This window comes from Leifsonia virtsii (genome assembly GCF_030433675.1).
Lineage (GTDB): Bacteria > Actinomycetota > Actinomycetes > Actinomycetales > Microbacteriaceae > Leifsonia > Leifsonia virtsii.
On record NZ_JAROCB010000002.1, the window covers coordinates 141,663 to 162,217 of the forward strand.

Annotated in this window: 24 protein-coding genes and 1 tRNA gene; 23 read left to right on the forward strand and 2 right to left on the reverse strand. The window is 69.2% G+C overall.

Features of this window, described 5'->3' with window-relative positions; all coding sequences use genetic code 11:
• Nucleotides 1-184 precede the first annotated feature (184 nt).
• The 18 genes from P5G59_RS06690 (at nt 185) to P5G59_RS06775 (ending at nt 15,347) form a co-directional block, all read left to right on the forward strand.
• Complete coding sequence (locus P5G59_RS06690; RefSeq protein WP_301217202.1) at nt 185-745, forward strand: suppressor of fused domain protein; 561 nt, start codon at nt 185-187, stop codon at nt 743-745.
• A 22-nt stretch (nt 746-767) separates the two neighbouring features.
• Nucleotides 768-1,178 carry an ankyrin repeat domain-containing protein gene (locus tag P5G59_RS06695; RefSeq protein WP_301217204.1) on the forward strand — a complete coding sequence of 137 codons (411 nt, stop codon included), beginning with the start codon at nt 768-770 and terminating at the stop codon, nt 1,176-1,178.
• A 31-nt stretch (nt 1,179-1,209) separates the two neighbouring features.
• Nucleotides 1,210-1,800 carry a T6SS immunity protein Tdi1 domain-containing protein gene (locus P5G59_RS06700; RefSeq protein ID WP_301217206.1) on the forward strand — a complete coding sequence of 197 codons (591 nt, stop codon included), beginning with the start codon at nt 1,210-1,212 and terminating at the stop codon, nt 1,798-1,800.
• A complete protein-coding gene (locus P5G59_RS06705; protein WP_301217208.1) occupies nt 1,797-2,144 on the forward strand; it encodes a hypothetical protein in 348 nt (115 codons plus the stop codon). Before P5G59_RS06700 ends, P5G59_RS06705 begins: the two co-directional genes overlap by 4 nt.
• 62 nt (nt 2,145-2,206) lie before the next feature.
• The gene (locus tag P5G59_RS06710) at nt 2,207-2,632 is read left to right on the forward strand and encodes a hypothetical protein (protein ID WP_301217210.1); all 426 of its coding nucleotides are present in this window, start codon (nt 2,207-2,209) and stop codon (nt 2,630-2,632) included.
• 219 nt (nt 2,633-2,851) lie between these two features.
• Nucleotides 2,852-3,619, forward strand: coding sequence for an ABC transporter ATP-binding protein (locus P5G59_RS06715; protein ID WP_301217212.1), 768 nt, complete (start codon nt 2,852-2,854; stop codon nt 3,617-3,619).
• Between the two features lie 11 nt (nt 3,620-3,630).
• Nucleotides 3,631-4,491, forward strand: a complete 861-nt coding sequence (locus P5G59_RS06720) for an ABC transporter permease (protein ID WP_301217214.1) — start codon at nt 3,631-3,633, stop codon at nt 4,489-4,491.
• 116 nt (nt 4,492-4,607) lie between these two features.
• Nucleotides 4,608-5,720: an ABC transporter substrate-binding protein gene (locus tag P5G59_RS06725; RefSeq protein ID WP_301217215.1), complete on the forward strand. Its 1,113-nt coding sequence runs from the start codon at nt 4,608-4,610 to the stop codon at nt 5,718-5,720.
• A gap of 32 nt (nt 5,721-5,752) precedes the next feature.
• Nucleotides 5,753-6,817: an LLM class flavin-dependent oxidoreductase gene (locus P5G59_RS06730; protein WP_175336904.1), complete on the forward strand. Its 1,065-nt coding sequence runs from the start codon at nt 5,753-5,755 to the stop codon at nt 6,815-6,817.
• Nucleotides 6,814-7,473: a cysteine hydrolase family protein gene (locus P5G59_RS06735; RefSeq protein ID WP_301217219.1), complete on the forward strand. Its 660-nt coding sequence runs from the start codon at nt 6,814-6,816 to the stop codon at nt 7,471-7,473. Before P5G59_RS06730 ends, P5G59_RS06735 begins: the two co-directional genes overlap by 4 nt.
• A 5-nt stretch (nt 7,474-7,478) precedes the next feature.
• The gene (locus P5G59_RS06740; RefSeq protein WP_301218782.1) at nt 7,479-8,804 is read left to right on the forward strand and encodes an NtaA/DmoA family FMN-dependent monooxygenase; all 1,326 of its coding nucleotides are present in this window, start codon (nt 7,479-7,481) and stop codon (nt 8,802-8,804) included.
• Nucleotides 8,805-8,817: 13 nt separating this feature from the next.
• Nucleotides 8,818-10,578 carry an MDR family MFS transporter gene (locus P5G59_RS06745; protein WP_301217221.1) on the forward strand — a complete coding sequence of 587 codons (1,761 nt, stop codon included), beginning with the start codon at nt 8,818-8,820 and terminating at the stop codon, nt 10,576-10,578.
• On the forward strand, nt 10,578-11,093 hold the full coding sequence (locus tag P5G59_RS06750) for an NAD(P)H-dependent oxidoreductase (RefSeq protein WP_301217223.1): 516 nt from the start codon (nt 10,578-10,580) through the stop codon (nt 11,091-11,093). The genes P5G59_RS06745 and P5G59_RS06750 overlap by 1 nt, the downstream gene beginning before the upstream one ends.
• Entirely contained in the window at nt 11,090-11,599 is a 510-nt protein-coding gene (locus P5G59_RS06755; protein ID WP_301217225.1) for a flavin reductase family protein, read from the forward strand. Before P5G59_RS06750 ends, P5G59_RS06755 begins: the two co-directional genes overlap by 4 nt.
• 81 nt (nt 11,600-11,680) lie before the next feature.
• Nucleotides 11,681-12,190, forward strand: a complete 510-nt coding sequence (locus P5G59_RS06760) for a hypothetical protein (protein ID WP_301217227.1) — start codon at nt 11,681-11,683, stop codon at nt 12,188-12,190.
• A 133-nt stretch (nt 12,191-12,323) separates the two neighbouring features.
• Complete coding sequence (locus P5G59_RS06765) at nt 12,324-12,650, forward strand: hypothetical protein (RefSeq protein ID WP_301217229.1); 327 nt, start codon at nt 12,324-12,326, stop codon at nt 12,648-12,650.
• 88 nt (nt 12,651-12,738) lie between these two features.
• A complete protein-coding gene (locus P5G59_RS06770) occupies nt 12,739-13,986 on the forward strand; it encodes a hypothetical protein (protein ID WP_301217231.1) in 1,248 nt (415 codons plus the stop codon).
• A 152-nt stretch (nt 13,987-14,138) separates the two neighbouring features.
• Nucleotides 14,139-15,347, forward strand: a complete 1,209-nt coding sequence (locus P5G59_RS06775) for an SNIPE associated domain-containing protein (protein ID WP_301217233.1) — start codon at nt 14,139-14,141, stop codon at nt 15,345-15,347.
• A gap of 38 nt (nt 15,348-15,385) precedes the next feature.
• Here the strand turns inward: P5G59_RS06775 and P5G59_RS06780 are convergent.
• A tRNA-Gly gene (locus tag P5G59_RS06780) sits at nt 15,386-15,459 on the reverse strand.
• A 157-nt stretch (nt 15,460-15,616) separates the two neighbouring features.
• Between P5G59_RS06780 and P5G59_RS06785 the strand changes: the two genes are divergently transcribed.
• The 5 genes from P5G59_RS06785 (at nt 15,617) to P5G59_RS06805 (ending at nt 19,953) form a co-directional block, all read left to right on the forward strand.
• On the forward strand, nt 15,617-16,630 hold the full coding sequence (locus tag P5G59_RS06785) for an isopenicillin N synthase family dioxygenase (protein WP_301217235.1): 1,014 nt from the start codon (nt 15,617-15,619) through the stop codon (nt 16,628-16,630).
• Nucleotides 16,631-16,654: 24 nt separating this feature from the next.
• Complete coding sequence (locus tag P5G59_RS06790) at nt 16,655-17,788, forward strand: threonine aldolase family protein (RefSeq protein WP_301217237.1); 1,134 nt, start codon at nt 16,655-16,657, stop codon at nt 17,786-17,788.
• Between the two features lie 69 nt (nt 17,789-17,857).
• A complete protein-coding gene (sigJ, locus tag P5G59_RS06795; RefSeq protein ID WP_301217238.1) occupies nt 17,858-18,751 on the forward strand; it encodes an RNA polymerase sigma factor SigJ in 894 nt (297 codons plus the stop codon).
• A 36-nt stretch (nt 18,752-18,787) separates the two neighbouring features.
• Nucleotides 18,788-19,207 (forward strand): hypothetical protein, encoded by a 420-nt coding sequence (locus P5G59_RS06800; protein ID WP_301217239.1) that lies wholly within the window; start codon nt 18,788-18,790, stop codon nt 19,205-19,207.
• On the forward strand, nt 19,204-19,953 hold the full coding sequence (locus P5G59_RS06805; RefSeq protein ID WP_301217241.1) for an SDR family oxidoreductase: 750 nt from the start codon (nt 19,204-19,206) through the stop codon (nt 19,951-19,953). Before P5G59_RS06800 ends, P5G59_RS06805 begins: the two co-directional genes overlap by 4 nt.
• Here P5G59_RS06805 and P5G59_RS06810 read toward each other — a convergent pair.
• Nucleotides 19,913-20,443, reverse strand: a complete 531-nt coding sequence (locus P5G59_RS06810) for a DUF6611 family protein (protein WP_301218784.1) — start codon at nt 20,441-20,443, stop codon at nt 19,913-19,915. The genes P5G59_RS06805 and P5G59_RS06810 overlap by 41 nt on opposite strands.
• Between the last annotated feature and the right edge of the window lie 112 nt (nt 20,444-20,555).

The following is a 20,555-nucleotide window of genomic DNA, read 5'->3' on the forward strand; positions in this document are numbered from 1 at the left end:
TGCTTCTGGAGGCCGGCGCCGATCCGCGTCCTGCTCTGCCTGCGTCCAAGGGTCCTTTCGCGGGAATGCGTGCGGCCGACTTGGCCCGACGGCTACGGCATTCGGAATCGGCAGAGCTGTTGGATCGGGCGGAGGCCGCCTGGGGAGCCGGGCGCGGAGGACCCGACAGAGGAGGACTCCGTTCGTGAAGGAGCTCGACCGCCACCTCAGAGCGCACTTGGGGTGCCTGGAGGGTGTTCGCACGTTCTCCGGTGTGCCGGAAGGCGTCGAGGTCGAGTTCGACCTGCTCACCTTCGAGCCGGACGAGGGCGGCTTCTCGCCGGTCGTGACGCGAGGTCTCAGCTCGCACGTCCTTGCGATGGCAACCGAGAGGAGCACACGGATCGAACTGATGATGCTCGTCCCCGCCGCGCTGTCCGAACTCGCCGAATCGCGGATCTGCGATGTCGCCCTGGACGTGGTCGGGTCTCATCGGGCTCCGGGGCGCTCCCAAGTCCTGAGGCGGCGCGGTCGGGTGTTCCCCGATTCGGACATGAACGCTCTGATGTCAGTCGCGCCGGTGTACCAGGACTCGGACTTCTTCATTCTCGACGGGCCGGCCGGCCGGGTCCTGTTCCCCTGGTTGATGCCGATCACGCAAGCGGAGGCGGACTTCGTGCTCCGTTCCGGAATCGACGCATTCGAAGCGATCCTCGAGGAGTCCGACCTCGACATGCGTGATCCTTATCGAGGGTCACTTCTGTGACGCGCCGGATCGGAGCCGCCGAATGACGAAAAGCGCCAAACTCCCGCGGACGACCGCCCTGCACGACGCCGTAGCCGCCCACGGCGGCCCCGAGAGGATCGCCGAGGTGCTCCGGGCGGGCGCGGATATCGACGAGCAGGACAGTAGCGGCAACACGGCTCTCTTCCTGGCCGCCTCCTTGGGGGACCTGGATGCGGTCACCGCGCTGCTCGACGCGGGTGCGGATCTTGAGGTCGAGAATGCGTGGGGCAATACCCCGCTGTGGGGCGCGACCATCCGTTCGCGGGGTGACGGGACCATCATCGAAGCGCTCCTGCGGCGTGGCGCGGATCCCGATCACGTCAACTCGGCGGGCAACTCGCCGAGAATGCTGGCCGAGCGGGTGGAGAACTACGATCTCGGACGGTTCTTCCCCGAAAGGAACGGTCGGTGAGCGCCCACCGAGTGTCTGGTAGGACTTGAGCATGTTCGAGAGATTCGTCGATCGTTTCGGGTCCACGGCGACCGCCCGGACCGGGGGCCGGCCGTGGCTCGATCCTCGCCTCGAACTCGCGAGCGGCTATCGATCCTTCGCTCACCTCTTCTCCGGCACGACGTTCGAGCGGGGACTACTTCGCGTGCACGACGCAGACAGCGGGCCGGTGGCTGCGAGCGTGGTCGGCGAGGCGTTTCCGGAGTACGGCGGTCGACTCAGGCCGTTCGCGTTCGACTGGCTCGGCCGTCAGTTCGTCTTGGATGAGGAACGACTGCGTTCGGGTGAACCCCTTGTGCTCCTGATGGAGCCCGGCACCGGCATGGCCCTGGAGATTCCGACGACCTTCAGCGAGCTGATCGACGACGAACTCGTCGAAAGCAGTGACGCAGCGCTGCTGGATCAGTTCTTCGAGGAATGGTCGGAGCTCAACCCGGATCACCTTCCCCTCGCTTTCGACCAGTGCGTGGGCTACGACGTGCCGTTGTTCCTCGGAGGCATCGATGGCGTCGAGAACCTCGGGGTGGTCGATACCGATGTCTACTGGACGCTCACCGGGCAATTGCGGGTCGCGACTCGATGAGCGCTGCTGAAGCGATCGCGAGAGAAGATCTGCTGGCGATCTTGCACGGCTCTTCCGCTCCACTCGCGAGCGAGGTGGAGGAAGATCTTCGCGGCGCGAACGCCCCGCTGTACAGGATGTCGATGCTGCCCGCGTCCGAACTGATACCTATCTACGAGCGCCGCCGCAACCGTGTGGAGGACGGGTCCGCGCTGGCTGAACAGCTCGACGACTGGTTGAGAGCCTTGGGGTCGCACGACGCGGTCCGGATGGTCGTGATCGATGATGCGGCGACTGTGCCTGGGATACTGCTTTCCGCGGACGCGCCCGACCTGCTCGCCATCGTCCGGCCAGGGCGCCGCTAGACCTGACTTACTCGGGCTGCCTCGGAAACCTGACCGAAACCCTCCGCGCCTATCCTGGCGGCATGGCAGGGACGGACGGGTCCGGCGCGGGGGAGTGGAACCGCTTCGCCGAGGGGTCGGTGGAGCGGCTGATGCTGTCCGCGCTGAGCGAGCGGCTCGGCACTCCGCTGCGTCCGCGCCAGCTGCTGCTCGCCGAGGGCGTCCGGGTCGAGGTCGAGGGCATGGATGCGGCCGGCACGATCGTCGTGCAGCTGGTCGCGAACCAGGGGTCCTACAAGCCGTCCTACCGCAACAAGGTGATGGCCGACATGTTCAAGCTCCTCTGGCTGCGCGCCGCGGCCCCGGCGGTCGAGCGCGCCGCCGTCGTGGTGAGCGCGGTCACGGCCCGTGCGCTCAACGGCTGGGTGGCCGTCGCGGCCGCCGACCTCGGCGTCGAGGTGTACCTGTTCGACGGCGCGGACGTCGTCCCGCTTCGCGAGCAGAGTTAACACGCAGGCAATATTCGGGCGCGGTCGCCGAAACATTGCCTGGATAGCGTTTCGTCATATCAAGCGGACTCCGCGTGGCAGACATCGAACTCGCTACGCACGCTCTCCGCCATCTGGGAACGGGCCTGTGGTCCGTGCACGGCATGGAGGGTGTGGATGGTGACGCCAGCGGTTCGGCTGACTTCGGTCGGTAAGGTCTACGGGTACGGCCCATCGGCGATGATCGCGTTGAACGACGTCGACCTGGTCGTCGAGCCCGGCCGGTTCGTCAGCCTGATCGGCCCGAGCGGATGCGGCAAGTCGACGCTGCTGCGCATCGTCGCCGGGCTCGAGTCGGCCGGTCGCGGCGAGGTCCGCGTCCACGATGTGACGCCTAGTGAGGCGGGTGCGGCGAAGCTGATCGGGCTCGTGCCGCAGACCCCGGCGCTGCTGCCGTGGCTGACCGTGCTGCAGAACGTGACGCTGCCCCAGAAGATCAACCCGGGGGCCGCCAAGCGGCGCCAGCGCATCGGCGACCTGGCCGAGCGCGGCGGCGGCAACCAGTCCCCGGACATGCTCGAGCTGCTCGACCGCGCCGGGCTGGCGGACGCCGCCCACAAGCTCCCCGCCCAGCTCTCCGGCGGCATGCAGCAGCGCGCGGCGATCGTGCGGGCCTTCGGCCTCCAGCCGGATGTCCTCCTCATGGACGAGCCGTTCTCCGCCCTCGACGAGTTCACCCGCGAGAGCCTGCAGGACCAGCTGCTCGACCTGTGGGACGAGCTGAAGACCACGGTCCTGTTCGTCACACACTCGGTCTCCGAGGCGGTCCGGATGTCCGACACCGTCGTCGTGATGGCGCCGCGCCCGGGGCGCATCGTCGACGTGATCGACATCGACCTGCCGCGGCCGCGCAACCAGAAGCTGTTCGAGGAGCGCCGCTTCCACGAATACGAAGACCTGATCAGGGATCGCCTGCACTCCGCATGGCGATCGACGGACGCGGCGTAGGAGGTCACGAGATGAGCGTCGCAACGGAACGGGCCGCCGTGTCCCCCTCGCTTCAGGATGGCGTCCCCGCCGAGCCCTCGAGGTTCAGCCTCAAGCACCCCAAGTCACGGCTGGCGTGGATCCGGCCCACGGTGTGGCTGCCGCTGGTCGTCATGCTCGCCCTCCTCGCCGGGCTGTGGCAGTGGGGCGCGGCATCCATGCCGTACCTCCTCCCGCCGCTGCAGGCGATCGGGGACTCGCTGGGCGGCAACATCGGCTACTACCTCGGCAACGCCCTCATCACGCTGGGCGAGGCGACGGCGGGCCTCGCGATCGGCTTCGTCGCCGCGTTCGTGGTCGCCGTGCTGATCAGCGAGCTGCCGGTGGCGCGTCGGGCGATCATGCCGATCGCGGTCGTGCTCAACGTCACGCCGCTGGTGGCGATCGCGCCCGCCCTCGTCGTCGCGTTCGGCTTCGGTCCGCTGCCCAAGCTCATCATCACCGCGCTGATCTGCTTCTTCCCCATCCTCATCAACACCGCGGTGGGCCTCCGGTCGGTACCGCAGCAGGTGATGCAGGTGTACAAGACGATGGATGCCTCCCGGCTCGAGATGCTCGTCCACCTCCGCATCCCCAACGCCCTGCCGTACATCTTCGCGGCCCTGCGGATCGTCTTCCCGCTCTCGATCATCGGCGCCGTCGTCGCCGAGCTCTCCGCCTCCGGGTCGACGGGCGGCCTCGGCACCGCCATCAGCGTCGCGTCGTCGATGAACCAGCTCGCCGTGGTCTACGCCGCGATCTTCGTCCTCGCGGTGATGGGCGTCCTCCTGCTCGCCCTCATCACCCTGATCGAGCGCCGCGTCCTGCACTGGCACGAGAGCTCGACCGACTGAGCCGGGGCATTACGCCCCTCCACACGCCTCCCCATACCTGTCGCCGACCGGCGACCAGGCCCGCCCCTGCCATCGTGCACCCCTGCACCACCCCATCCCCGAAGAAGGAGTGACCCATGCAGCACCGTCTCATCAAGGCCGGTCTCGCGTCCCTCACCGCCGTCGTCCTGACGCTCGGTGTCGCCGCGTGCAGTTCCGGCTCCCCCGCGGACTCCGCGTCGTCCGGCAAGGCCATCTCGGCCGAGCGCTGCGCCGAGAACAAGAAGGCCGGCACGATCACGTACCTCTCCGGCTACCAGTTCCAGTCGTCCGCCTCGATCCTGGAGTACGTCGCCGCCAGCAAGCTCGGCTACTTCGACGACCTGTGCCTGAACGTGCAGCTGAAGCCGGGAACCGGCGACACCGCGCAGAACACGAAGCTGCTCGCCAGCGGGCAGGCGTCGGTCTCCGCCATCGCCCAGCAGGACCTCATCCAGGCGCGGGCCAACGGCATCGACATCGAGGGCATCTCGTCGTACTCGAACGCGGGCCTCGACATCCTGATGACCAATCCCGACATCACCGATCTCAAGCAGCTGGATGGCAAGGTCGTCGGCCACAAGGGCTACGTCCCGGCCTCGGTCGAGGCGATGATGGTCAAGGCCGGCGTCGACTGGAAGTCGCTCACGCTGGTCAAGGAGGGCTACGACCCCTCGGTGCTGCCGCGCAAGCAGGACGGCCTCGCCGCCCTCACCGGCTTCATCTCCAACGAGCCCAACCAGCTGAAGGCGGCCGGCGACAAGGTCACGGTCTGGCAGCCGGTCAAGTATGGCATCCCCAGCTCGCTCGGCGCGATGGCGGTCAACCCGGCCTTCGCCAAGGCTCACCCGACGGCGGTTCAGGACATCCTCCGCGCCGCCCTGCACGCCTACGACTACTGCAGCTCGAGCGACGCGAACACCGAGAAGTGCGTCGGCTTCGCGGCCGACCTCTCCGGCGGCGCCACGTACGACAAGAAGCTCAACGCGACCATCTGGAAGACCGAGACCAAGGTCGTCGCCGACAACCCCACCCCCGGCCAGCCGCTCGGCGGGATGGACGAGTCCAACATCACCAAGCTCGTCGACATGCTGCACCAGTTCCAGATCGTCCCGGACAGCGTGACGGGTGACGAGGCGAAGAAGTGGTTCGACGACTCGTACATCAAGGCCATCTACAAGGGCGACACGCTCATCTGGCCCGCCCCGTAAGCCCCACCACCGAACGCAGCGAAAGGCCCCCAATGCCCGCGAAAGACTATGGGATCTTCCTCCCGATCGGAAACGGCGGCTGGATGCTCTCCACCACCGCACCGCATCCCGAAGCCACGTACGCCTGGAACAAGCGCGCGGCCCTCCACGCCGAGGAGATCGGGCTCGACTTCATCATGTCGATGGCGAAGTGGCGCGGCTTCGGCGGCACGACCGATCACTGGGGCCGGTCGCTGGAGTCGATGACCATGATGTCGGCGCTGGCCGAGGCCACCGAGCGGGTGAAGATCTGGGCCACCATGCACGCCAACGTGCACAACCCGGCGATCGCGGCGAAGATGTACGCCACGCTGCAGGACGTCTCCGGCGGCCGGGCGGGCATGAACATCGTCAATGGCGCCTACGCCGGGGAGTTCGAGCAGTTCGGTATCTGGGACCCCGCGCTCAGCCACGCCGACCGGTACACGATGACGGAGCTGTGGACGGAGGCGGTCACCCGGCTCTGGTCGGAGGACTCCGTCACCATGCACACGCCGTACTTCGACCTGGTCGACTGCGAGTCGCGGCCGCACCCGTCGGCGACGCCGACCATCATCAGCGCGGGCAAGTCGGAGGCCGCGCGCGCCTTCCAGGCACGGTTCGCCGACGGGGCCTTCCTCGCCGGCGACAGCCTGGAGGAGATGAAGGAGCTCTCCGCCGACGTCCACGCCAGGGCCGCGGCGAACGGCCGCACCTGCAAGACGTACTCCATGCTCACCGTCGTCCAGGACGAGACCGACGCGCTCGCCGAGGCGAAGGTGAAGGAGTGGGGCGCCGGTGTCGACCGGGAGGCGCTGGCGAACATGCGGGCATCGTGGGGCGTGCCGGAGGACCAGGCCCGCGCCTGGGCCTCCGGCGCGGTCGGCGAGGCGGCGTTCCAGACCGCCTACGTGGCCGGCTCTGCGCAGACCGTGACCGAGCACATCCAGTACATCGTCGGCGAGGCGGACCTCGACGGACTGATGCTGATCTTCCCCGAGTACGACCAGGACATGGTCCTGTTCGGGGAGACCGTCCTCCCTGCCCTGCGCGCGCACGACGCGGGCGGTGACCGATGAGCGACCTCCGCGAGGCGCAGCTCGCGCAGCTGACCCGGCCCGGGCGCGCCCCGGCCCTGGTCGTGGTGGACGTGCAGCGCGACTTCGGCGATCCGGACGCGCTCGGCGCCTACGGCCTGACCGACGAGGTCGTCGCCGAACTCGACGCCACCGTGACCCGCATCGGCGCCCTGGTGGACTCCGCCCGCGAGCTGGGCGTCCCGGTGGTCTGGGTGGAGCTCGGCAGCGACCCGGCCCGCCCCTGGCGGTCGAGCAACTGGCTGCGCGAGGGCGACTACGACGCCCCCATGGGCGAGACCGAGCCATGCATCGTCGGCTCTCCCGGCGCCGAGTGGTACCGGATGCAGCCCGCCGAGGGCGAGCTGCGGGTCGTCAAGCGCGGCTACAGCGGCTTCCTCGGCACCGACCTCGACCAGCGGATGCGCGCCGCCGGCTACGACTGGCTCACCATCGTGGGCCTCACCAGCGAGTGCTGCGTCGACGCGACCGCGCAGGACGCCATGCAGCTCGACTGGCCTGTCGTGGTGCCGACGGATGCGACGGCCGCGTACGACCTCGCCGTCAACGAGGCCGCGCTCGTGCAGCTGGAGCTCAACGTGGCGGTCCTCTCGGACACCGACGAGGTCGTCTCCCTCTGGAAGCAGGTGAACGTTTGAGCGGCATGCACATCGCCTACGACCTCTCCTTCACGCACACCGAGGGCCGCTGGGCCCAGCCCGGGTCGTGGGTCGGGCAGCAGTTCCCCGACGTGCGCATGTACCTGGAGGTCGCGAAGACCGCGGAGCGCGCCGGCGTCGACATGCTGTTCTTCGGCGACGGCTCCGGCATCCCGAGCACCTGGCGGGGCAGCATCGACCCGGCCGTCGAGTGGGGCATCCAGTGGCCGCGGCAGGACATGTCGCCGGTCATCGCCGCCATGTCGACGGTGACGGAGAGCATCGGTTTCGGGCTGACCTACTCGTCGACCTTCATGCACCCCTTCTACGTCGCCCGCCTGCTCAACTCGCTCGACCACGTCACCGGAGGCCGGATCGCCTTCAACGTCGTGGCCTCCAGCCGCGGCGCGGATGCGGCGAACTACGGCTACGCGCAGCTGATCGACCACGACCTGCGCTACGAGCGGATGGAGGAGTTCATCCACGTCTGCCGCGCGCTGTGGGACTCGGTGGCGCCGGACGCGATCCTGCGCGACCCGGTGACCGGCCGGTTCGCCGACCCGTCGAAGGTGCACCCCATCGACCACGACGGCCGGTTCTTCACCGTCAAGGGTCCGCTCGCCTCGGTGCCGAGCCCGCAGGTGCATCCGGTGATCGTGCAGGCCGGGAACTCGCCGCGCGGCATCGCCGGGTCGGCGGCGTTCGCCGACCTCGTCTTCGGCTTCGGGGGCAGCCTCCCCGGTCAGCAGCGTCACCGCCGCATGCTCGACGAAGCGCTCACCGCCGAGGGGCGCGACCCCGAGCACGTCGGCATCCTGTGGGCGACCCAGGCGATCGTCGGCCGCACCGCGGCGGAGGCGGCGGCGCGGCGGGATGCCGTGCTCGAGTTCTGGACGGAGGAGGCCATCGGCACGATGCTCTCGCACAACTCCGGGTACGACTTCTCGACGCTGCCCGAGTCGTTCCGGCTGGGCGAGCTGCGGGATGAGATCGTCGCGGCCCAGGCGAGCCCCGGCGGTTTCGTCGGCGCGCTCGTCGCGGAGTTCGGCGAGGACTACACGATCGGCCGGACCGAGTTCTTCGAGCACGGCTTCGAGGCCGCAAGCGGTCTCGACCACACCGTCGTCGGCGACGCCGCGACCGTGGCCGACGCCCTGGAGGAGAACTTCGCCCAGACCGGTTCGCGCGGCGGCTACATGCTGTCGAGTCCCCTCTCGATGCCGTCCGGTCTCGCCGACCTGAGCGAGCTGCTCGTGCCGGAGCTGCGTCGCCGCGGTGCCCTCGCGCCGCGGTACCCCGGCTCGACGCTCCGCGAGAACCTGGCGGTCTGAGGTGGGTGGCGCTGTGCGGCGATCGACGCGGGACTGGCTGGCTCTCGCCAGCCTCTGCCTCGGCTTCTTCATGCTGCTGCTGGACAGCACCATCACCTCAGTCGCCCTTCCCGCCCTGATCGCCGGTCTGGGCACGACGGCGACCCTCGCCATCTGGGTCAACAGCGGCTACCTGATCGCCTACGCGGTGCCCCTGCTGATCGCCGGGAGGCTGGGCGACCGGTTCGGCCGGCGGCGCATCTACCTGGTCGGGCTGGCCGCGTTCACCACCGGGTCCGTGCTCTGCGCGCTGTCGCAGGACGTCGGCTCCCTGATCGGCTGGCGCGTCGCGCAGGGTGTCGGGGCCGCGCTGATGAGCCCGCAGTGCCTCACCATCATCCGGACGCTGTTCGCCCCGCCGCGGCTCGCGGTCGCGCTCGGGATCTGGGGTGCCGTCGGCGGCGCCGCCACGGTCGCCGGCCCCATCCTCGGTGGCCTGCTCGTCGGGGCCGCCGGCTGGCCGTCGATCTTCTGGGTGAATCTGCCCATCGGGCTGATCACGGCGGCCGCCGTGCTGGTGTGGGTGCCGGTGTCGGAGCGTCAGCCCGCGCGCATCCCGCTCTGGGCGATGGCGGGCAACGCCGTCGGGGTCGCGGCCCTCGTGGTCGGCATCCAGGGAACGGATGAGGCCTCGGCCTCGGTCGCCGGCATCCCGCGCTGGCTGCTGGTCGTGCTCGGCACTGTGCTCGTGGTGAGCGTCGTGTGGCTGCAGCGCCGGTCGGGCGACCGTGCGCTGCTGCCGGTGTCGCTGTTCCGCAGCCACGGCTTCGTCACGTCGTCGTGGGGTGCGGCGGCGGCCGCGTTCTGTGTGGGCTCCGCGCCCATCCCGTTGATGCTGGCGCTGCAAGAGGATCGCGGTCTGGATGTCGTCACCGCCTCGATCGTGCTGGTGCCGATGGGCCTCGTCTGCCTGTTCGCGGCGCCCGTCTCGGCCCGGCTGAACAACACCGTCGGGCTGCGGGTCGTCGCGGTGATCGGCGGCGTCGCGCTCGTGCTCTCGATCGGCGGGACGGCCGCCCTGGTCTGGGTCGGTGCACCGCTCTGGGCCATCGCCGCGGTGTTCGCCCTGTTCGGGATCGCGAACTCGTTCCTCTGGTCGCCGTTCTCCATCGCCACGGTCAGCTCGGTCGAGCGGTCGTCGATCGGCGCCGCCTCCGGCGCCTTCAACTCGGTGAAGCAGCTCGGCGCAGTGCTCGGCAGCGCCGCGACCGCGGTCGTGCTCGCGTGGACCGGCAACGCCGTCGCGCTGGCCGTGCTCGCGCTCGTCGGGGTGCTGAGCATCGTGGCCGCCGCGCTCCTCCGCGTCACCCCCGTGGACGCCGACGGCGGCCGAGGCGTCCTCGTCGGCACGGTCGTCGGAGGCGCCGGCGCGGGCCTCGCCCTCGGCTTCCCGACCGCGAACCTCGACCTGGAGGAGCCCTCGAGCACGCCCGCGGACGGCGTCTACGTCGGCGGCTTCCGCGCCGAGTCGTGGAGCGAGCCGCTGCCCGCGTTGATCTCGGTCGGGACGAACGACACCTTCCCCGGCCGCGCGCACACCGTCGAGGTGCACGTGCTCGACTTCTCCGGCGACCTGTACGGGTTCCGCGCCGAGGTGACCGCGGACCGGCTGCTGCGCACGCAGCGGGCTTTCGCGAGCCCGGGCGAACTGGTCGAGGCCATGCGCCAGGACGAGCGGGAGGCCCGCTCCCTGCTCGCCGGGGCCCGGCATCCACACGAAAGGAAGGTCTCCTGATGTTCACCGCCGCCGTCATCGTGGGCAACCCCAAGCCGCAGTCGCGCACCCGGGACGCCGCCGAGCGCCTCGCCGCCGCCCTCGGGGTGACCGCGACGACCATCGAGGTGTCCGAGCTGGGCGCCGGCCTCCTCCGCTTCGGCGACCCCGTCGTCGCCTCGGCCGTCGCCGCCGTGCAGGATGCGGACCTCGTGATCGCCGCATCCCCCACCTACAAGGGCACCTACACCGGTCTGCTCAAGCTCTTCCTCGACCAGTTCCCGACCGCCACCGGCCTCGCCGGCCAGGTCGGCGTCCCCCTGATGCTGGGCGGCGGCCCCGCGCACGCGCTCGCCCCCGAGCTCACGCTGAAGCCCGTGCTGGTCGAGCTCGGCGCGGTCTGCCCGGCCCAGGGCCTCTACCAGCTCGACTCGAAGTACGCCGAGGAGGGGGCGCTCGACAAGTGGGTGGACGCGTGGGCCCCCGCCATCCACGCGTCACTGCGGGCTTCGCTGCGGGAGGACCGGTCACGATGACGATGACGTACGACTTCACCTCGGACCCGGAGGAGATGCGGGCCGCCTTCGCCGGCTTCCCGTCCGGCGTCGCCGCCCTCGCCGCCACCATCGGCGGCGAGCCGGTGGTGATGATCGCCTCCTCCTTCTCGGTCGGCGTCTCCTACGACCCGCCCATGGTCTCCTTCGCCGCCCAGCGCAGCTCGACCACCTGGCCCACCCTCGCCGTCGCGCCCACGATCGGCGTCTCCATCCTCGGAGAGGACCACGCCGGCAAGACCAGCCAGCTCGCCTCCCGAGACAAGCAGAACCGCCTCCGCGGAGTTCGCAAGGCCGAACTCCCGTCCGGCGCGGTCTTCCTGGAGGGCTCGCCCACCTGGCTGGAGTGCGTCGTCGAGCACAGCTACCCCGCCGGCGACCACGACATCATCGTCCTCCGCGTGCTCGCCATGATGAGCGACGAACTCCCCGCCCCGATCGTCTGGCACCAGCGGAAGGTGAAGGTGCTGTTGGAGCGGGGGGAGTGAAGGGCGGGGCGTTGTCTAACCTCGTCGCGGTGCGACGTCGTTGGGGCGCTCCGCCGCTTACGATCAGCTGGGGAGGGCACGATGGCGCGGAGGTCGCTCGCGGACCGGCTGCAGGCCGGCTTCGAGATGGTGCCGCTGGACAAGCGGACACCGGAGCAGTTCGCGAAGTCGCTGCCGGCCCGGTACGGAGCGAATGCCAAGCCGTGGGTGCGGCGGACGAGCTTCATCACGATGATCTTCGCCCTCACCGCCGTCGGTCTGACGTTCGTCGGGCTCGCGGTCGATGCGGTCGCATCCAACATCTGGTGGCAGACCCGCGCCGAAATGGTCTGCGTCATTGCTGACGACAGCCACCACGACACCTATGGCAGGTCCGGGTACCTCGGCACCGTCTACGACATCGACACCACAACCTGCGGACAGCTGCAGGTCACCGGCGGTGGAGGCGGCCTGGACGAGCAGGAAGCAGAAGCGCTCGGACGCTCGCTGCACGTCGGAACCGCGTACGAGATGGACGTTCGCGGATGGATCGGCTGGCCCGACGAGCGCCGCGCCATCGTCAGCGCGCGGCCGACGGGGGTTACTCAATGAATGGAGATACGTGAACGGGAGCGACATCGGCGAGCAGTGCTGATCTGGAAATCTGTGGCCTTCTCCCCCGAAAGAGGGGCTGAGCACCGAACCTCGACCGCGATAGCGTCCGAGTGAACTGTGAGGAGCGCTCATGTCCGACGAGGAACTGCCTCCGGCGCTCGCGGAGGCGTACAGCAACCGGAAACCATTCGGCAGAGGGTTCGAGCCTCGGCCATCGCCCAGAGACAGGCGATCCGCGAATGGTCCTCTCGCTGCGCTGGTCACCGTCTACACGCTGGCGCTCTGCGTTTCGATGATTCTGTTCTTCGTCGGGTTCGCCGCCTTCTCCAGCGATCCGCTCGGCGGCACCGGCACGATCGGTTGGGCAGGCTCGTTCGGCGCAATCGGTATCCTCGGCGGGATGCTTCACCTCGCTGTCGCCGCGATCCGTCGGGTGATCGAGGACAGCGGCGCCTGAACCCTAGTTCCGGCCGACGTATGGCGATATCTGCTCGAACGGTCGTTCTCATAAACTGACAAGGTTCACCACGGTTCGGGAGGTACAGGTGGCACGTCGTCGGGGGTTCTTCGCTGAATTGCAGCATCAGGCTCGTCTCGCCGAACAACGGCAACGCACTGCGCAGCGGCAGCACGACGCTGCGGTCCGGCGTGCAGAGCAGGCTCAGCGCGCCGCGGAACGGGCCCGCCTTGCGGCGGAGCGTGCAAGCGAAGCAGACCGTAGACGCCTCGAAAGGGAAGCCGCAGCCGCCCACGTCGCAGCGATGCAAGCGGAGGTCGACCAGCTCAACCACGACATCGCCGACCGTTACGAAACCATTGACGGGCTCCTTGCCGCAACACTCGAGGTCGATGACTACGTCGACCTCGAATTGCTTCGTGCTCGCGTCGAGCATCCGCCGTTCCACCGGCAGGACCTGCTCAACCCGATACCCGAACCCCTACCGATTCCCGATCCGCCGCTTCCCGTGCGACAGGAACCCGAAGCGGTGAAGGCAGTGTTCGGGCGGAAGCAGAAGGAAGCTGCGGCCGCCGCCGCAGTCGAAGAACAGTACGCGAGGGACTACTGGGAGTGGCACGCCGCGAACGAAACGCTGCCGGCACGTCGCGCCGCCCAATCGGAGCAACACGCGGCCGCGGAGGACGCCCGACTTGCAGAACTCGCGAAGGAGCAGGCGCTGTACCAAGCCGAATGTGAACGTCGCGAACGCGAGGTCCGCGTACAAAACGAAGAGCTCGACGGCTTGATCACCGGGCTCGCTTACGGCACTCCCGAAGCGGTTCAAGAGTACGTTTCCATCGTTCTCGCAAATTCCGTCTACCCCGAGGGTTTCAATGTGAGTCACACGGCCACATTTGAACCGTCCACCGCGGAGCTTACGATGAACGTCGTCGTCCCTGGACCGGACGAAATCCCGACGACGAAGAACTATCGGTATGTCAAAGCATCCGACGAGATCGCGGAAGCCCAACTACCGCAGAAGGACATCAAGGACCGCTACGCCGGCATTGTCAACAATGTCGCCCTCCGCAGCCTCCACGAAGTGTTCGAGGCGGACCGCCGGGGAATCATCCGCTCCATCGCCCTGGAAGTCGCAACCGACACCATCAATCCCGCGACCGGCCGACCCATCCACGTCCCCCTCGCCGCAGTTTCGGTGGACAGGGACACCTTCCTTGACTTGGACCTGTCCGCGGTCGTTCCCGCTGCAACGCTTGCACACCTGGGGGCGGTTGTTTCGAAGAACCCCGTCGGCCTGAGCCCTGTCAGCGGCGCAGGCGTCCGGCAGGTGTGACCGTGGACGGGCTGACGTTCAACCCGCCGCCTGGTTGGCCAAAACCACCACCCGGTTGGCGGCCACCAGCGGGGTGGACCCCCGATCCGTCGTGGCCGGCCGCACCCGAGGGCTGGCAGCTCTGGGTCGGCGCGGACACAACACCGGCTCCCGTGGCGGAACAGACGGAAGACGACGGTGCGGGTACACCGGCAGATCCTTTCGCCGTCCGGATCGCTCAGTTGGAGGCAGAGAACGCCGCGCTGCGGTCGCGACTGGCAGCTGGGGACGCGGGCGAATCGGTCGTGACGGATGACGCCGCCGTTCTTCAGTCAGTCGGCATCTATCGGTATCACCACCCGCTTGAATCCGCCGCGGCTTACAAAGAACGTCTCAGCGTCTTGGAAGCACGGATCTCTGCCCTGGTCGTAGAGGGCCGCGCCATCGAGAAGTCGAATCTGTTCACCTTCAACAACTCCCTCGCGCAGGGGCGTCGGATGACCGACGACCTGTCGAAGCTGATGCTCCGGGCATACAACGCTGAGGCCGAGAACAGCCTGCGCACTCTCCGAGCCGGCAATGTCGAGACCGCCAAGAGCCGGTTGGAAAGATCCCGCACAGCGATCGCAAAGCTCGGGAAGCTGATGGAGATGCGGATCAGCGACGCCTTCCACGAACTTCGCGTCGAAGAGGTCGAACTCACCGCCGACTGGTTGATGAAGAAACAGGAGGAGCGGGAGGCGCAGCGGGAAGAACGCGCTCGCCTCCGCGAGGAAGCGAAAGTGGCGAAAGAGCTCGCCGACCAGCGAGCGCAACTCGACAAAGAACGTGCACACGTCCTCAACGCGCTCGCCCTGTTGGAAGGCAACGGCGGTGCGGACCCTGAGCTGCTCGTCCGGCTCGCGGAAATCGACGAAGCGATCAAAGAAAACGACTTCCGCGCCGCAAACATCCGCGCAGGCTATGTGTACGTCATCTCCAACGAAGGAGCGTTCGGAAAGAACGTTGTCAAGATCGGTCTGACTAGGCGTCTGGAGCCGAGAGAGCGCATCGCCGAGCTGTCCGGTGCGTCCGTACCGTTTCGCTTCGACATTCACGCGCTGCACTACTCGGATGATGCCGTGTCACTAGAGACCGAGCTTCACAAGCACTTCGCCGACCGGGCGCTGAACAGGGCAAACCCGAGGAAAGAGTTCTTTTTCGCTACACCCGCCGAGGTCCGCGAAGTACTCCTTCGAAAGGTCGGAAATCTGCTCGAATACTTTGAGGATGCCGATGCGCTCGAGTTCCGACAAAGCGTTGGGCTTTGGCCGCAACCGCACGCGTTCGCTCAGAGGTTGACGACGGAGGGGGAGCAGAACCTTCCCGCACAGCCTTCCTGAAGGCTTGAATGCGGCGACGGCTTGCCCGAGTCGAAGAATGGAGCGAGTGACGGGAATCGAACCCGCGCTATCAGCTTGGGAAGCTGAGGTTCTACCATTGAACTACACTCGCGCGGCCCGGAATCCCAGTAAAACACTGGGAAGTGAGGCTGCCGCCCAGACTACCCGGTCGCGGGCCTTCGGCCAAACCCACCCCGCCGCGATCACGGTCACCGCCGCCGTCCGTAACACAACGCGAACCGCCGACGAGCCCCTGCGACGATGGATGCATGCCTCTCGACTCCCTCCCAATCCTCGACATCTCCGAACTCGATCAGGGCGACGCCGCCGCGGCCGCGTTCCGCGACAAGCTGCGCCAGGTCACCCACGATGTGGGGTTCTTCTACCTGGTCGGGCACGGCATCCCGCAGGAGTTGATCGATGAGGTGCTCGACGTCTCGCGCCGGTTCTTCGACCTGCCGGAGGCGGAGAAGCTGGCGATCGAGAACATCCACAGCCCGCAGTTCCGCGGGTACACCCGCACTGGCGAGGAGCTGACCAACGGCGCGGTCGACTGGCGGGAGCAGATCGACATCGGCGAGGAGCGCGCGACCGTCGAGGGCGGCCCCGACTTCGAGCGGCTGGAGGGGCCGAACCTGTGGCCGGACGCCCTCCCGGAGCTGGAGACCGCGATCACCCGCTGGCGCGAGGAGCTGAGTGCGCTCGCGCTGCGGCTGCTGCGCACGTGGGCGGTGTCGCTCGGTGCGCCGGCGGACGTGTTCGACGGCGCGTTCGCCGAGCGGCCGTTCACGCTGATCAAGATCGTGCGCTACCCGGGCACCACCGACGAGGTGGCGCAGCAGGGCGTCGGCGCGCACCGCGACGGCGGCGTGCTCACGCTGCTGCTGGTCGAGCCGGGCAAGGGCGGCCTGCAGGTGGAGCACGAGGGCGACTGGATCGACGCGCCCTCCATCCCCGGAGCGTTCGTCGTGAACATCGGCGAGATGCTCGAACTGGCGACCGACGGCTACCTGAAGGCGACCCTGCACCGTGTCGAGTCGCCGAAGCTCGGCACCGACCGCATCTCGATCCCGTTCTTCTTCAACCCGGCGCTGGATGCGACGGTGCCGCGGCTCGAACTGCCCGCAGAGCTGAAGGCGGAGGCGCGCGGGCTGTCGTCCGACCCGACGAACAGCCCGATCCTCGAGACCTACGGCGAGAACGTGCTCCGCTACCGGCTGCGGGCGCACCCGAACGTCGCGGCGATCCACCACGCCGACCTGCTGGCGCGGCCGACCGCCTAGACTCCGCCGGAGTAGCGTGTCGCCATGGCCGGAACCGACGACGACCCGACCGCACGCCCCTCCGAGCGGGAGCGCCAGTGGACCGCATCCCGCACGGCTGCTCGCCTGCTGTCCAACGAGCGGCCGGTGACCGCGGGGGAGCGGCTGGCGACCCTGGCGGCGTCGCCCCACGCCGCGGCGCTCGAGCCGGTCGACCTCTACGGCGGCGGCATCGTCGAGCGGCTGGAGGCGCGCATCGCCCACCTGCTCGGCAAGCCGGCCGCGCTCTGGTTCCCGACCGGGACTATGGCGCAGCAGGCGACGCTGCAGGTGTGGGCGGCGCGCCGCGGGAGCCGGCGGGTCGCCGTGCACCCGCTCCACCACACCCAGCTGCAGGAGGAGGGGGCGTTCGCCGAGCTGAGCGCGCTGGAGGCGGTCCACCCCACGACGGAACGGCGCCACCCTACGGCGGACGAACTGCGGGCCATCGACGGGCCGCTCGCTGCGGCCGTGGTGGAGCTTCCGATGCAGGAGCTCGGCTACGTGCTCCCGACGTGGGAGGAGTACGCGGCGTTCGCCGAGGCGGCGCGCGAGTGCGGCATTCCGCTGCACGTCGACGGCGCCCGGCTCTGGGAGTCGCGCACGCGCTTCGGCAGGTCGGCCGCCGAGATCGCCGCCGAGGCCGACTCCGTCTACGTCTCGATGTACAAGGGCGTCGGCGGGATCTCGGGCGCCCTGGTCGCCGCCCCGGCCGACGTGATCGAGGAGGCCCGAGGCTGGCGCACCCGCTACGGCGGCAACGTCTTCCAGCAGTTCCCGGCCGTCGTCGCGGCCCTCGATGGGCTCGACGCGCGCCTGGACCGGATGGACGCCTGGGTGCGGCACGCCGCCGTCGTCGCGGAGGGGCTGCGGCGCCTCCCCGAGCTCCGGATCGAGGGCGACCTGCCGCACATCAACGAGTTCTGGGTCAGCTGCGACCTGCCCGCCGCGAGCATCAACACGGCTGTGCTGCAGCATCTGGAGGCCACCGGCGATCGCTGGCTGCACGGCTGGTGGACGGACGGCGGTGCGTCCGTCGCGGAGGCGACGATCCGCGACGACGCGCTCAGCTGGACCGCGGACGACGTGGCCGCGGCCGGGCGTGCGGTTCTGGATCGAGCGCACTCCCTGACCGCGTGAAGCCGTTCCCGCACGCCTGCATCACATCCGGAGCCGCTGCGTCGTCTGGGAATCGAAGGGGAGGCTGCGGTGGACGATGAGAAGCACCTGGCCGAGGCGATCGGCGAGCGGCAGCGTCTGGTCGCGATCGCCTATCGGATGCTCGGGACGACGGGCGAGGCGGAGGACGCGGTCCAGGAGACTTACACGCGCTGGTACAGGATGACCGAGGCCGACCGCGACCGGATCGCCAACCCGCAGGCGTGGCTGACCCGCGTGCTGGGCCGGGTGTGCCTGGACATGCTCGGCACCGCCCGAGCGCGTCGGGAGCACTACGTCGGCGAGTGGCTGCCCGAGCCGCTGCCCGCCGGGTTCTTCAGCGCCGGCTCCACCGCCGCCGACCCGCTCGACCAGGTGACCCTCGACGACTCCGTCAGCAGCGCCCTCCTCGTCGTCCTGGAGGCGCTCACCCCGCCGGAGCGGGTGGCCTTCGTCCTGCACGACGTGTTCGCGCTTCCTTTCGACGAGATCGGGCGCATCGTCGGCCGCTCGGCGCCGGCGGTCCGCCAGCTCGCCACGACCGCGCGCCGCCGCATCCGGGAAGCCCGGGACAGGGCGGTCTCGCGCACGGAGCACAATGCCGTCGTCCAAGCGTTCGCCGCTGCGTGCTACGCGGGCGACCTGGCGGCCTTGACCAGGGTGCTGGACCCCGCCGTGGAGCTGCGATCCGACGGCGGCGGATTCGTCAGCGCCGCCCGCCGGCCGGTCTACGGCGCCGACCGGGTCGGCCGCTTCCTGCTCGGCGCGCTCGCCAAGCAGCCCGAGACCGAGGTCGAGATCCTCGAGACCACGGACGGCGCCGCGTTCGCCCTGCGCCGGGATGGCGCCGTCACCGGCATCGTCAACCTCAATGTCGTCGACGGCCGGGTCCGCGATGTCTGGATGATGCTGAATCCGCAGAAGCTGCTGCAGTGGCACGCGTGAGGATCACACTTCCGGTCGCTGCATCGTCTGGGAGGTATGAGAAAGGCACAGTTCGCCGCACTCGCCCTCTCGGCCGTGCTGGCACTCTTCGTGGGCGTATGGGCCTACGTCCTCCCGCAGAGCTTCTACGACCTCTTCCCCGGCATCCCCGGGCCCTGGGTGTCGGTCGACGGGCCCTTCAACGAGCACCTCGTCCGTGACGTCGGCGGGATGTACCTCGCGCTGGCCGCCGCGAGCGTCGCCGGGCTGATCTGGCGGAGTCCCGTGGCCTATCGGCTCCTCGGCATCGCCTGGACGGTGTTCGGAGCGCTGCACTTCGTGTACCACGTGCTCCACCTCGACCACATGACTCCCGTCGACGCGGTCGGCGAGGCGATCTCGCTGCTGGTCAGCCTGCTGCTCGGCGTGATCCTGCTCCTCCCCGCCGGCGCCGACCGGAAGGCGGTCACCCGATGAGGATCGCGATCGCCGGCGGCAACGGCACGGTCGGACGTTGGGCGACCGCGGCGGCCGCCGATCGGGGGCACGAGGTCCTCGTCCTCTCGCGTCGCACCGGCCACGACCTCGAGACCGGCGACGGGCTCGCCCCGGCGCTCGTCGGCGTGGATGCGCTCATCGACGTCACGAGCCTCTCGTCCACCTCCAAGAAACGCTCGGTCGAGTTCTTCGAGAAGGTCACCCGGAATCTCCTCGACGCCGAGACGGCCTCCGGGGTCGGGCACTACATCGCGCTCTCGATCGTCGGGATCGACGACATCGATGCCTCCTACTACGGCGGCAAGCTCGCTCAGGAGAGAGCCGTCACCGGCGGGGACGTGCCGTGGTCGATCCTGCGGGCGGCGCAGTTCCACGAGTTCGCGGAGCAGGTGCTCGTCCGCGGCGCGGTCGGTCCACTCGCCGCGGTCCCGACCGCGCTCATCCGCCCGGTCGCCGCACGCGAGGTGGGAGCACGGCTCGTAGATATCGCGGAGACCGGGCCCGCCGGCCGGACGCGCGACCTCGTCGGCCCGGAGGACGAGCGGCTGATCGACCTGGTGCGCCGCATGCTCGCCCACGACGGCGTCAAACGGCCGACGATCGAGATCACCCTGCCCGGTCTCTACTGGAAGGCCATCGCCTCGGGTGTCCTCCGGGGCACGCCCGGCGCGGACCAGGGGTCCATCACCTTCGACGAATGGCTCGACCTCGACCACCGGCCCTGACCCCCGCGCCGCCGGGCAGCGTCTCGTAGACGTCGATCCACGCCGACTCGTACGCGACCGGGTCGACGAGACCCGCCCGGCGGCGCGCGTCCAACTCCATGAGCCGGGACGCGGCGGTGCGGAGAAGCCGCACGTCCCCGAACTCGTGGAGGTCGCCGCGGACGTACTCCGACGCGACGGTCAAGACACGAGAGCGCGAGCGCAGCTCGCGGGTGAGCCGCGCGAGCACCACGAAGCCGGCGACGTACACGGTCAGCGCGGCGGCGAGGCTCAGCACGGGTCCGGCGTCGCTGAGCGCGACCATGAGCGTCCCGCCCGCGATCGCCCCGGCGACCGGCCAGCCATGCCGCAGGTGCAGCAGCCGGCGCTCGCCGCGGGTGATGCCGGGCGGGTAGACCGTCAGGCGCACCCGCTGCCAGAGGCCGGGGCTCGCGGGCGCCACGTCCAGGGTTCCCCACCGGGCGCGGCCTTCGAGCGCCCGTCGCATCATCTCGTTCACCCGTTCAGGATGCGCCGCGCGCCCGCCCGCGCGGCCGATCCTTGCGGAGCCCATACGGCCGCGGGCGGAACGCTAACGGGTTCCTGACGCCGGCGGCTCCCGG